The 13,222-nt window shown below is 55.8% G+C and carries 11 protein-coding genes; all 11 read left to right on the forward strand.

What is annotated here, in order from left to right:
- The 11 genes from ACAF76_RS06395 to ACAF76_RS06445 all read left to right on the forward strand — a co-directional run bounded on the left by ACAF76_RS06395 (position 1) and on the right by ACAF76_RS06445 (position 13,183).
- A complete protein-coding gene (locus ACAF76_RS06395; protein WP_400163097.1) occupies positions 1-894 on the forward strand; it encodes an ABC transporter permease in 894 nt (297 codons plus the stop codon).
- A 17-nt stretch (positions 895-911) separates the two neighbouring features.
- The gene (locus ACAF76_RS06400; protein ID WP_400163098.1) at positions 912-1,934 is read left to right on the forward strand and encodes an ABC transporter ATP-binding protein; all 1,023 of its coding nucleotides are present in this window, start codon (positions 912-914) and stop codon (positions 1,932-1,934) included.
- The gene (locus ACAF76_RS06405; RefSeq protein ID WP_400163099.1) at positions 1,912-2,919 is read left to right on the forward strand and encodes an ABC transporter ATP-binding protein; all 1,008 of its coding nucleotides are present in this window, start codon (positions 1,912-1,914) and stop codon (positions 2,917-2,919) included. Before ACAF76_RS06400 ends, ACAF76_RS06405 begins: the two co-directional genes overlap by 23 nt.
- 19 nt (positions 2,920-2,938) lie before the next feature.
- Positions 2,939-4,075: a M20 family metallopeptidase gene (locus ACAF76_RS06410; protein ID WP_400163100.1), complete on the forward strand. Its 1,137-nt coding sequence runs from the start codon at positions 2,939-2,941 to the stop codon at positions 4,073-4,075.
- Positions 4,076-4,126: 51 nt separating this feature from the next.
- Entirely contained in the window at positions 4,127-5,086 is a 960-nt protein-coding gene (locus ACAF76_RS06415) for a RimK family alpha-L-glutamate ligase (RefSeq protein ID WP_400163101.1), read from the forward strand.
- Between the two features lie 412 nt (positions 5,087-5,498).
- The gene (locus ACAF76_RS06420; RefSeq protein ID WP_400163102.1) at positions 5,499-6,425 is read left to right on the forward strand and encodes an ABC transporter permease; all 927 of its coding nucleotides are present in this window, start codon (positions 5,499-5,501) and stop codon (positions 6,423-6,425) included.
- 8 nt (positions 6,426-6,433) lie between these two features.
- Positions 6,434-7,408 carry an ABC transporter permease gene (locus tag ACAF76_RS06425; protein ID WP_400163103.1) on the forward strand — a complete coding sequence of 325 codons (975 nt, stop codon included), beginning with the start codon at positions 6,434-6,436 and terminating at the stop codon, positions 7,406-7,408.
- A gap of 9 nt (positions 7,409-7,417) precedes the next feature.
- The gene (locus ACAF76_RS06430; RefSeq protein WP_400163428.1) at positions 7,418-8,422 is read left to right on the forward strand and encodes an ABC transporter ATP-binding protein; all 1,005 of its coding nucleotides are present in this window, start codon (positions 7,418-7,420) and stop codon (positions 8,420-8,422) included.
- Complete coding sequence (locus ACAF76_RS06435) at positions 8,419-9,402, forward strand: ABC transporter ATP-binding protein (RefSeq protein WP_400163104.1); 984 nt, start codon at positions 8,419-8,421, stop codon at positions 9,400-9,402. The genes ACAF76_RS06430 and ACAF76_RS06435 overlap by 4 nt, the downstream gene beginning before the upstream one ends.
- Positions 9,403-9,475: 73 nt before the next feature.
- On the forward strand, positions 9,476-11,122 hold the full coding sequence (locus tag ACAF76_RS06440; RefSeq protein ID WP_400163105.1) for a peptide ABC transporter substrate-binding protein: 1,647 nt from the start codon (positions 9,476-9,478) through the stop codon (positions 11,120-11,122).
- A gap of 162 nt (positions 11,123-11,284) precedes the next feature.
- On the forward strand, positions 11,285-13,183 hold the full coding sequence (locus ACAF76_RS06445) for a helix-turn-helix domain-containing protein (protein WP_400163106.1): 1,899 nt from the start codon (positions 11,285-11,287) through the stop codon (positions 13,181-13,183).
- The last annotated feature ends 39 nt before the right edge of the window (positions 13,184-13,222 follow it).

Here is a 13,222-nt window from a genome sequence, read left to right on the forward strand (position 1 = left end):
ATGAAAGTCATTACGGAACGAGACGTTTTCTCGATGCTGGAGATCAAAAAGGAGCACCGGCAGCGTAACGTGCGCCGCTTTTTGGGCAACAGGCTGGCCGTGACCGGCTCTGCCATCCTGCTCATCTTCGCGCTGCTCGCTGTATTCGCTCCTTTTCTGACGGCATACGGTCCGCTTGAGGTGGACCCGGTAAACCGTCTGCAGGCACCGAGCAGCGAGCATTGGTTCGGCACGGACAACTTCGGCAGGGATTTGTTCAGCCGCGTGCTGTACGGTTCGCAGGTGTCCATATCGGTAGGCTTGTCCGTGGCGGCCGTCGCCTCCTTTCTCGGCTTGGTGATCGGCCTTGTGTGCGCCTATTACGCGATCCTGGATCATATACTCATGCGGATTTGCGACGGCTTGTACGCGTTTCCCTCGATATTGCTGGCGATCGCGATCGTGGCTGCGATGGGACCGAGGAAAAGCAATGTGATTCTGGCTCTCATCATCGTGTACACGCCCTCGGTTGCCCGCGTTGTACGCTCCGTTGCGTTGGTCGTGCGCGAGCAGATGTACATCGAAGCGCTGCGCGCCCAGGGTGCGAGCGCCTGGCGGATCATCTGGGTCCACATGGCGCCCAATTCTACTTCCCCGCTGATTATTCAGACGACCTATATCTTCGCCTCTTCGATCCTCACCGAAGCGGCACTCAGCTTTCTCGGGGCAGGCATTCCCGCTCCCGATCCGAGCCTGGGAAATATCCTCCTGGATGGCAAATCCGTCATCTTCACAGCCTGGTGGATGACCGTCTATCCGGGGATTTTCATCATGCTGATGGTCCTCGGACTCAACCTGTTCGGTGACGGATTGCGCGATTTGCTCGACCCCCGCCACAACGAGGCGAAGAAATAAGAAGAGGAGGAAGAGGTATGTCCAACGAGCATGAGCATCTGCTGGAAGTCAGGGAATTGCGCACCTCCTTTGCAACCGAGCGGGGATTGGTCACCGCGGTGGATGGCGTCTCCTTCCATGTTGATGCCGGGGAGACTGTCGGCGTAGTCGGCGAATCGGGCTGCGGCAAAAGCGTCACAGCCGAATCGATCCTGCGGCTCTTGGAAGAGAAAAAGACGAGGTATGAAGGCGAAATCCGCTATCGCGGCACGAATTTGCTCACGCTCTCCACGGAGGCGATGCAGCAGATTCGCGGCAATGAGATCGCGATGATTTTTCAGGACCCGATGACCTCGCTCAATCCCGTTTTTCCGATCGGCGACCAGATTGCAGAGGCGATCGTGCTGCATCAGCAATGCTCGAAAAAAGAAGCGCACGCACGCACGGTAGAGATGCTGCGGCTGACCGGAATCCCGGCACCCGAACAGAGGGTACGGGAATATCCGCACGAATTGTCCGGCGGGATGCGGCAAAGAGCGATGATCGCGATGGCGCTCGCCTGTCAGCCGCAGCTGCTGATTGCAGATGAGCCGACGACGGCGCTGGACGTGACGATTCAGGCGCAAATTCTCGATCTGATGCAGGAGCTGAAGCGACAATCGTCGATGGGCGTCATCCTGATTACTCACGATCTGGGGGTAGTCGCCGAAGTTTGTACGCGTGTCATCGTCATGTACCTCGGACAGGTGATCGAGGAGGCGGATGTGGAGACGCTGTTCGATAATCCGCTGCATCCGTATACGCAGGGGCTGATGAAGGCGGTGCCGACACTCGACTCGCAGCGCGGGCAAAAGCTGCACGTAATCAAAGGCATGGTCCCTTCGCTGCATCAGATTCCCCAGGGCTGCCGGTTTGCTCCGCGCTGCGAATACGCGGACAGCCGCTGCACCGAGGAGGCGCCACAGTTGCAATCCATTTCGGGGCAGCACAAGGTACGCTGCTGGCACGCCGAAAAATTCATCAAACAGGGGGAGGAACATGGACTCCACCAGGCAAACTGATACACAAAATGTACTTTTGCGCGTACGGGGATTGAAAAAGTGGTTTCCCGTAAAAAGCTCGCTGGGACGCACGGTGCGCCACGTCAAGGCGATCAACGACGTTTCTTTCGACCTGTACGAAGGCGAAACTTTTGGCCTCGTCGGGGAGTCGGGCTGCGGCAAGAGCACGACTGGACGCAGCATCCTGCGCCTGATCGAGCCGACAGCGGGAGAGATCACGTACAGGGGCAAAAATGTGCTGGAGCTAAAAGGAAGCGAGCTGCGCTCCATCCGCCAGGAAATGCAGATGGTGTTTCAAGATCCGCACTCTTCCCTCGATCCGAAAAAGCGGGTTGGCTACGCGATCGAAGAACCGCTGATCATCCACCGGCTCGGCTCCAAACAGGAACGGCTGGAGCGGGTCCTGTCCCTGCTCGAAAAAGTGGGGTTCAGCGAGGAGTACTACTATCGCTACCCCCATGAGCTGTCAGGCGGCCAGCGCCAGCGGATCGGCCTGGCCCGGGCACTCGCGCTCAATCCGAGGCTGATCGTGTGCGACGAGCCGGTATCGGCGCTCGACGTCTCGATCCAGTCCCAGGTGATGAACCTGCTGCAAGAGATTCAGGCCGAGCTCGGGCTGACCTATCTGTTTGTCGCGCACGACCTCAGTGTTGTCCGCCATATTGCCGATCGCGTCGGCGTGATGTACCTGGGACAACTGGTCGAGCAGGCGCCAACCGAGCAGTTGTACGCGGAGCCGCTTCACCCGTATACGAAATCGCTTTTGTCTGCAGTTCCCATACCGAATCCCAGGGCAAAGCGGGAGCGCATCCTGCTGCGTGGCGAAATTCCATCGCCATTGAATCCGCCGTCAGGCTGTATCTTTCACACCAGATGCCCGTTTGTCATGGAAGCGTGCAAAAGCGTAGTCCCGAAGAGCAGGGAGGTTGCCCCGAACCATTATGTGCAGTGCCATTTGTACGACGAGGACTTGAGCGCCAAATAAGAGAGGAGCGGGTAGTACGATGCATGCCTTTTTACAATCCAGGGAAGAAGAGATGCTGCAGCTATTGGAGAAGCTGGTGAACATCGACAGCGGTACCTACGTAAAGCACGGAGTCGATGCGGTAGGAAGCGTTTTGCAAAAAGAGTACGAGGCGCTCGGCTACGTGGTAGAAGTCCACGAGCAGCCGGAGCTAGGCAACAATCTCACCATTCGCCACAAGGACGCAGTGAACCCGCAAATTCTGGCGATCGCCCACATGGACACCGTCTTTGTGGAAGGAACCGTTAGCGAACGCCCATTTACCCGAGATGAAAAACGCGCGTACGGACCGGGCGTATTCGATATGAAAGGCAGCCAGGTGGCTCTGCTGTACGCCTTGAAGGCGCTGATTGAGGAAAACGAGGACGCCTGCAAAAACGTCGTCATTCTACTGAACAGCGACGAAGAGATCGGCTCGCCGCAATCCCGGCCGCTGATCGAAAAAGTGGCGCGGGAAACGAAGTACGCCCTGATCGTCGAACCGTCGCTGTCGAGGGAGACGGTCGTCTCTGAGCGAAAAGGCGGCGGCAAATACTTTTTGAAAGTAAGCGGGATCGCCGCTCATGCTGGCGGGGAACCGGAGAAGGGACGCAGCGCGATCGAGGAGCTGGCGCATAAGATCATCAAACTCCATCGATTGACGAACCTGGAAGCTGGCGTTACGCTTAATGTCGGGATTATTCAGGGCGGTACGTCCGTCAATACGATTTCGCCGCACGCATACGGTGCGTTGGATGTGCGCGTGGAAACCCCGGAGCAGGCGGAAGAAATCGACAGGGCGATTCGGGACATTTGCGCTATCCCTGATGTGGAAGGAACGACGATCGAACTGACCGGCAAAATGCGCAGGCCGCCGCTGATCCTAAGCGAGCAGTCGCGCGAGCTTCTCGCTGTCGTACAGGAAGCGGGACGCGAGCTGGGTGTGGAGATTACCGACACGAAAAGCGGGGGCGGCTCTGACGGCAACCTGACCGCAGCCGTCGGCGTGGCGACGATTGACGGGTTGGGTCCGATTGGCGGCAACGCGCACAGCGCCGATGAGTATCTGGAGATCGATTCACTGGTCGACAGAACCTTGCTGCTCGCCTCGATTATCAAAAAGCTGTCCGCAAAGTAAGGAAATTTCTGTACGATGTACACAAACGAGAATGGGAAGGGGCTGCATACTGTGAAGAAAATATACATCATCCATGAAAACAGCGAATGGACGGTTCACCTGACAAGAAGATTGGAAGAATTGGGGCTTCCTTATGAAGAGTGGTTTCTCGACGAAGGAACGGTTGACCTCTCTGCGGCACCACCGGAGGGAGTGTTTTACAATCGGATGAGCGCTTCTTCGCACACGCGCGGACACCGCTACGCTCCTGAGCTGACCGGCGTGGTGCTGTCCTGGCTGGAGGAGCACGGGCGCAAGGTGTTTAACGGCAGCAGGGCGATTCAGCTTGAAGTCAACAAGGTGTACCAGTATGCAGCGCTGGCCAAACACGGAGTCCGTACGCCGAAGACGATCGCGGCCGTCGGAAAAGAGCAAATCGTGAAAGCTGCCGAGCAATTCCTCGGCAAGCCGTTTATCACCAAGCACAACCGTGCGGGCAAGGGGCTCGGAGTGCGTCTCTTCTATTCGCTGGAAGGCTTGAAGGAATACGTGTACGGACCTGAGTTTGAAGACTCGGTAGACGGCATTACGCTGATCCAGGAGTACATTCAGGCACCCGAGCCGTACATCACCCGCTGCGAGTTTATCGGTGGCAAGTTCCTCTACGCTGTGCGCGTCGATACATCGGAAGGCTTCGAGCTCTGCCCGGCAGACGCCTGCCAGATTGGCAATTTGTTCTGCCCGGCTGGCGAGGAGACGGAGCAAAAGCCGAAGTTCCAGATCATCGAGGGCTTCCGTGACCCGATCATCGAGAAGTACGAAGCAGTGCTTGCGGCAAACAACATTCAAATCGCCGGTATCGAGTTCATTCGCGACCAGGCTGGTGAGATTTTTACCTATGACATCAATACCAACACCAACTACAACTCCGATGCGGAAGCGGCAGCAGGCACATATGCGATGCTGGAGCTGGCCAGGTATCTGGGCAAGCATTTGGAACAGGAAGAAAAGACTGCCAGTCCCGTACTGTAAAACAGCGCCTGCGACATCGATCGCATAAAGCGAGCCAGCTGATCAGAAGGCTCGCAACGTACACGAAAAGCACTCTCGTCCGAAACAGGAGGGGGTGCTTTTTTGGCTATAAAATTTTTACACCCCCTCATAAAAGATTTTAATACTACTTGAAGATAGGATCGGATATAATTATGCATAATTATTCGAAAATTACGATTTGAACGAAAGGAGTTGAAATTTAGATTTGAACGAAAAGTCATAAAACCCCTGTCCGGGAAGAGGTGTCTTTCCCCGAAATTTTTCTTCCTTCTTTCATCAGTAACTTCGGAAAACATCGGCAGTACCAAGTAACTCCTTGCCGGAAGCTGCACTGCTTGCAAGCATCCGCCGGAAGATGAGAGGATCACACGTTGCTGAAAGGAGTTAACGCATGGGCGGATATATCGTCAAACGGCTTTTGGCCGGTTTGCTCACCTTGTTTGTTTTGATTACCGTCACCTTTTTCCTCATGCATGCCATTCCCGGGGGACCGTTCAGCCCCGCGGAAGAACGCAAAATTCCCCGAGCCGTACTGGAGCGCATCGAAGACAAATACGGCTTGAACGATCCGCTGCACGTCCAGTACGTCAACTATCTGAAAAACCTTGCCCAGGGAGATTTGGGCATCTCATTCAAACAGATGGACGTCTCTGTCAACGAACTGATCGAACAAGGCTTCCCCGTCTCTGCCAAGGTCGGCATGATTGCGATTCTCGCGGCACTGATAGTCGGGATTCCCCTCGGCATTACCTCGGCTACCAAAAGAGGGCGTTGGCCCGACTGGATTTCCATGATTATCGCCACTGTCGGGATCTCCGTCCCCAACTTCGTCCTGTCCGTCCTGATGCTGTTTTTCTTCGCCGTCTGGCTCAAATTGCTGCCTACCTTCGGCCTGACGACGTGGCAGCATTACGTACTTCCCGTCGCTGCGCTGTCCTTTACGCCGATTGCCTACATCGCCCGCCTCATGCGTTCGAGCATGCTGGAAGTGATGCGGCAGGACTACATACGGACGGCGCGAGCCAAGGGCGTACACGAGTTGAAGGTCGTCTACAAGCATGCGCTAAAAAATGCCATCATTCCGATTATTACCTACTTGGGTCCGTTGGTTGCCGTTCTTTTGACGGGGAGCTTCGTCGTCGAGAGAATCTACTCGATCCCGGGAATCGGACGGGACTTTGTAACCAGCATCAGTGATCGCGATTATTCCGTGATTTTGGGAATGACCATCTTTTTCGGCGCGTTCATCATCATCTGCAACCTCATCGTCGACATTCTCTACGCAGTGATCGACCGTCGAGTAAAAATGGATAAGTAGGTGAACACATGATCTCAATCCGACTGGATGACAACGGTAAACCAAGAAAGCATGACGACCCGTACACAGACTTGCCAGACGATATGTTCGAGAAGCTGGACGAAGAGGGGAAGGGTAGCAACGAAACGATTGCCCGCCCCAGCGTCTCCTACTGGCAGGATGCCTGGCGCAGATTTCGCAAAGACCGCCTGGCGATGATCGGCCTCTGTTTTCTGATCGTGATGACGACATTTGCCATTTTCGGGCCGATGCTTTCGCCATACACGTACGATGGACAAAACCTGAGCAACGGAAATCAGCCGCCGTCGTCGGAGCACTGGTTTGGCACCGACAAGTTTGGCCGCGACATCTTTGTGCGCACGCTGTACGGCGCGAGAATCAGCTTGCTGATCGGCTTTGTCGCTGCTGCCATCAACATGGTAATCGGAATCATTTACGGTGGAATCTCCGGTTACTTTGGCGGCCGCGTGGACATGGTGCTGATGCGGATCGTCGACATTTTGATCGGCATTCCGGATTTGCTCTGGATCATTCTGGTGATGATGTTTCTCGGAAACAGTATACAAAGTATTCTGATCGCGCTTTGCCTCACCTCCTGGATCGGGACGGCGCGCATCGTCCGCTCGCAGGTCGTCAGCTTAAAACACCAGGAGTACGCACTCGCGGCACGCTCCATCGGTTCGTCCAACCTGCGCATCTTGTTCAAGCATCTGATTCCCAACAGCATCGGGCCGATTATCGTTACCGTTACTTTCCTCGTCCCGTCCGCCATTTTCTCGGAAGCCTTCCTGAGCTTTTTGGGGATTGGCATCCAGGTGCCGATCGCAAGCTGGGGAACGATGGTCAACGATGCGATTCCGACTTTGCTGACACAGCCGTACCAAATGCTGTTCCCTGCGCTGATGATCAGCTTCACGATGTTTGCCCTCAATTTTATCGGGGACGGACTGCGTGACGCGCTGGACCCAAGGCTGAAGAAATAAAGGTGGGTGTTGGATGTGAAATTGCTCGAAGTAAACAATCTGAAGACGACTTTTCATACGGATGCAGGGCAGGTGCAAGCCGTGCGCGGCATCTCGTTTCACGTAAACAAAGGGGAGACGGTGGGAATCGTCGGAGAGTCGGGATCGGGCAAAAGCGTCTCGATGCTCTCGATCATGCGGCTGCTCCCCGACAATGCCAGGGTCAATGCCGATCTGCTCGCGTTTGACGGCGAAGAAATTCTCGATATGGACCAGAAAGAGATGCGCAAAATCCAGGGCAACGAGATCGGGATGATCTTCCAGGACCCGATGACCTCGCTGAACCCGTTGTTTACCATCGGGGATCAACTGATCGAACCGATCCGCATCCACCAGAAGCTGTCCAAGGCGGAAGCGAAAAAAAGGGCGATCGAAGTGTTGAAGCTGGTGGAAATCCCCAGCCCGGAAAGCCGGCTGAACCAGTATCCGCATGAATTTTCCGGCGGGATGAGGCAGCGGGTCATGATCGCCATCGCCATCTCCTGCAATCCCAAGCTGCTGATCGCCGATGAGCCGACGACCGCGCTCGACGTTACGATTCAGGCGCAAATCCTGGACTTGATGCAGGAGCTGAAAAAGAAATTCGATACCTCGATCGTCCTGATTACGCATGATCTCGGCGTCGTCGCCAGCATGTGCAATCGCATCATCGTCATGTACGGCGGACAGATCGTCGAGGAAGGAACGACCCGGGAAGTGTTCTACAACCCGCAGCACCCGTACACCTGGGGCTTGATCCGTTCCATGCCGAAAGTAGAGGAAGGGGAGAAAAAGAAGCTCATCCCTATCCCCGGCAGTCCGCCTGATTTGCTGGCACCGCCCCAGGGCTGTCCGTTTACGGCCCGCTGCGAGCATGCGATGAAAGTCTGCGCGCAGCTTCCACCGGTCCCTCTCTCCGTATCAGAGAGCCATCGCGCCGCCTGTTGGCTGATGCACCCGAAAGCGGCCAAGGTGAAAGGGGGTGTGCCGGTATGACGTCAAAGCAGGAGACCCTGGTTGAGGTGCGGAACCTGAAAAAGCACTTCGTCGTGAAAAAAGGGCTGTTCGGCCGCAAAGCCACCTTCCTGAAAGCGGTGGACAACGTCAGTTTTTCCATCCAGAAAGGGGAGACGCTCGGCTTGGTAGGCGAATCCGGCTGCGGAAAAACGACCGCCGGACGCACGATTCTCAAGCTGTACGAGCCGACGGCAGGCGAGATTCTGTTTGCCGGAGCGCCGTTGCAGAACCTCACACACAAGGAACTGCTGCCCTACCGCAAAAAGATGCAGATGATTTTCCAGGACCCGTACGCCTCGCTCGATCCGCGCATGACTGTTGGCGAGATCATCGGCGACCCGCTGGATGTGCACAAGATGTACGAAGGACAAGACCGCACCGACCGGATCAAGGAGCTGATCGAGCTGGTCGGACTCAAGCAGGACCACATCAACCGCTACCCGCACGAGTTTTCGGGCGGACAGCGACAGCGCATCGGCATCGCCAGGGCGCTGGCGGTAGAGCCGGAGTTCATCGTCTGTGACGAGCCGATCTCGGCGCTCGACGTCTCCATCCAGGCGCAGGTGGTCAATATGCTGGAAGAACTGCAAGAAAAATTCGGCTTGACCTATCTCTTCATTTCCCACGACCTGTCGATGGTCCGACACATCTCGCACAAGGTAGGCGTGATGTACCTGGGCAATCTCGTGGAAATCGCTGATGCCCACGAATTGTATACCAATATGCAGCATCCGTACACGAAGGCGCTGCTCTCGGCCTTGCCGATTCCCGATCCTGACCTGGCGGAGAAAAGCGAGCGGATTCATCTCCAGGGCGATGTGCCAAGCCCGCTTAACCCGCCGCCGGGATGTGCCTTCCAAACCCGTTGTGCGTACGCGGTACAGGCGTGCCGGGAAACGAAGCCGCAACTGAAGGATATGGGCAATGGACATCAGGTTGCCTGCCATATTGTTCACTAAAAAACGATTGCGGGTATGGAAGCTGTCTCATACGACAGATTTTCATAGAAAACAAAACAAGAGGGGGAACAACATGAAAAAGTTCGTCAGCCTGATCGGCAAACTTGCTTTGGCGGCAACGGTCATCGCCGGCTGCAGCTCCACCAGCTCCACGCCAAGTCCGGGTACCAGCGAAACACCGGCGCCGGAAGCCAGCGGGGATCAAAAAGAGAAAAAGATTATTTACGCGCTACCGGACGAGCCGGAGACACTCGATCCCACGATGAACTCATACTCTCGTTCATCCATCGTTCTGCAAAACCTGTTCCGTGGGCTGTACAAGATCGACCAAAGCGGTTTGCCTGTGCCTGCTCTGGCGAAAGAGACGATCGTCGATGAGACGGCTACGAAGTACACCTTCAAGCTGGACCCGAACGCCAAGTGGAGCGACGGCCAGCCTGTGACCGCACATGATTTCGAATACTCCTGGAAGCGCGTGCTGAACAAGGACCTGGGCTCCGGGGCGGCATTTGACCTGTACTACCTGAAAAACGGCCTGGCGTACAACGAAGGCAAGGTCAGTGCTGACGAGGTAGGGGTAAAAGCAGTCGACGACCTGACGCTGGAAGTCGAGCTGGAAAACCCGACTACCTACTTCCTGAACCTGCTCTGTGCGACCTCCTACTATCCGGTTCGCAAAGATGTCGTAGAAGGCACCGACGTGTGGACAAAATCACCGGAGACGTACCTGTCGACCGGACCGTTCACCCTGGCGGAGATTCATCCAAAGCAAAAATACGTGCTGAAGAAAAATCCGAACTACCTGGATGCCGACAAGGTACAGATCGACACATTGGAGATCGTCTTTATCGAATCGCCGGAAGGGGAGCTGGCTGCCTACACGAATGGCGAAATTGACGTGTCCGACAACGTCAGCAGCGAAGCGACGGCGCAGTACAAGGATACGCCGGAGTACGCCACCGCAGCGCGGATCGGTACGTACTACTTCGACTTCAACACGACCCGCAAGCCGTTTGACGACCCGCGCGTGAGAAAGGCATTCGCGATTGCCATCGACCGCAAAGCGATCGTGGAAAACGTGCTGCAAGCAACGTACAAAGTCGCCTACGGGTTCGTGCCGTACGGAATGCCTCACCTGGTCGATACCGACAAGCAGTACCGCGACGTAGTCGGTGACTTGTTCAAGGAAGATATCGAAGAGGCAAAACGCCTGCTCGCCGAAGCCGGTTATCCGAACGGTCAAGGCATGCCGGAAATTCAATTCCTGACGATGTCCAGCAATACCGACAAAGACATCGCCCAGGCATTGCACAGCATGTGGAAGGAAAACCTCGGCGTCGAAGTCAGCATCCAGACATTGGAGTCGAAAATTTACTGGGATGAACTGGAGATGGGCAATTTCAGCATCGCCCGAAACGGCTGGACGGGAGACTACCTCGATCCGATGACCAACCTGGCACTGTTTGAGACAGTCAATACAGCCGACGACAATCGCTGGAGCAACGCCGAATACGACAGGCTGCTGAACGAAAACAGGGCCATCCAGGATCAGGTCAAGCGCTCCGAAAACTACGCCAAGGCTGAGCAAATCCTGATGGATGAAATGCCGGTCTTCCCGCTCTACTTCTACCAGGACGACTATCTGGTGAAGCCGCATGTAAAAGGCGTAATGAAAAACTACATCGGCCATACCTACTTCGAATACGCCTACATCGAATAGCAGATCGCGATGACGTGAAAGCTACAAGACCTTCGGGAGCACATCCCGGAGGTCTTTTTTCCGGGCAATGCGCTGTTTTTATTGATGATGAGAATCATTATCGATATAATAAATGCATCCAACCAAGGTATATGTTGACACGACGCGAGAGGGGGGAAGAACGTGTCGATACGAGATCAGCTACTGCTGTGGAATCATGCTGCCTTGCATGTGTTGGACGTGCGCCATACTGAACTGAGGTCGGGAGAGGTACTAGGTGGCGACCGGCTATCGGACAGCGTCTTTATGCTTGCCAGTCAAGGAAAGGCGACGATCACCATAGACGCGACCGCCTACGAGGCAGCTCCTTGTTGGATCGTGCACGCAGGCGCTGGAGCGACGGTAGAGACAGTCCGGGTATGGGAGGAATTCGCGTGCACCATCGTCACCTACCGCATGGTGCTAGCAGCCGCGACGCCTCTGCCAGCGGGGCTGCCGCAATCGATTGCCCGTTTGCAGAGGACATACAGCTTCCTGCCCCGCTATCCGCTCTCGCTTCTGCAAAAAATGGAGCAGATGCACCAAGGCTGGCAGGATCGCGACGAGCTGGCGAGGTTTCACGTCCAGGCACTGTTCCATCAATTTCTCTATGAACTTGTGAAGCAGATGCGTGAAGAGGGAAGCGAGCGGACACGTCCCACTCTGGTCGGGCATGCCGTACAATACATCGAGGAGCACTACGCCGAGGCGCTTTCGCTACAGTCCCTGGCGGCGATGCTGGATTGCAGCGCAAGGCAGTTGCAGCGCATGTTCCGGGCGGAGCTGAATGTAGGGCCGATGGAGTATTTGATCCAGGTTCGCCTGAAAAAAGCAAAAGACCTGTTGCTGCTGGAAGACGCGCCGATCGCGCACATCGCCGGAGAGGTCGGCTACGCGGACAGCTACTACTTCAGCCGTATGTTCAAAAAGTACGTGGGCATGTCGCCGAGCCAGTTCAAGGAACAGGCATTGCAGCAGGGACCCCGTCGCCAAAATCCATCTCGCGTGTCGCAAATGTACATTGTCTCCAAAGAAACGCTCTTATATAGTGAAGCTGTCGAGAATGGTTTTCTTTCTCACACGCAAAACGAAGCGGCAAAGCTCGCATACAGCGATTCACAAGCAGCGCTTCCGGTCGGCAGCGAAGATGGCGGAGGAGTGGCCGACAACAGCAAAAGAGAAGCCAGAAAAGAAGGGGGAATGGCAGTCAGCGCCAGCAGACCGCTTCCCTGCAAGCAGGACAGCAGGGGGTGGAGAAAGCGCCCCAGACGGATCGCCGTCCTTGATTACCAGTACGTTGACCAGCTTTGGGCGTTGGGCGAGCAGCCGGTGGCTAGCGTCGTCGGCACGAGCGACACCGGTTCATTTCTTCGCTACGTGAGTGATGAGCTGGAGGGAGTCAGGATGATCGGCACAAAGGATCAGCCTGATTTGCAGGCGATTGTCGCAAGCGAGCCGGACCTGATCATCTGCACCCAGCTCCATGTGCAGTTGTACAGCGAACTGGCGAAAATCGCGCCGACACTGGTACTCGACAGAAATGAGGACTGGCGCGTGACGCTGCCGGTCTTGGGAGAAATCGTCGGGAAGCCTCGGCAAGCGCAAAAAGTGATCGACGAATACAATGCAAAGATCGTCCATCTGAAGGATGCGCTGCGAGCCAAGCTGGGCAGGCAGACGGTTTCCCTGATTCGCCCGCGCGACAACGCGATCCGGCTGCATACGACCTCGCATCGAACCGCGAAGATTTTGTATCGCGATCTCGGTATCGCCGCTCCGGCCATGGCCGTGGATCACCAGCGGACAAGCTCGCTCTTGCCGCTTGACGCGATTGCGGCATTGGACGCGGACCGGCTGTTCGTCTTGCAAGACAATACGAATGCAAGGCTGACGAATGAGTACCGACAGACCGCGATTTGGCAAGGCCTGAACGCCGTGAAAGCCAACCATGTATGTACCGTGAACACGACGGTATGGATCGGCTACTACGGTCCGATCGGCAACAACCAAGTCGTCGATCAAATTGCACGAGCGCTTTTGTAAAAACCCGGTAGGGGGAAGGAATGGGCCATCATCGTGGAA

This window comes from Brevibacillus sp. TJ4 (assembly GCF_044627595.2).
Taxonomy (GTDB): Bacteria; Bacillota; Bacilli; order Brevibacillales; family Brevibacillaceae; genus Brevibacillus.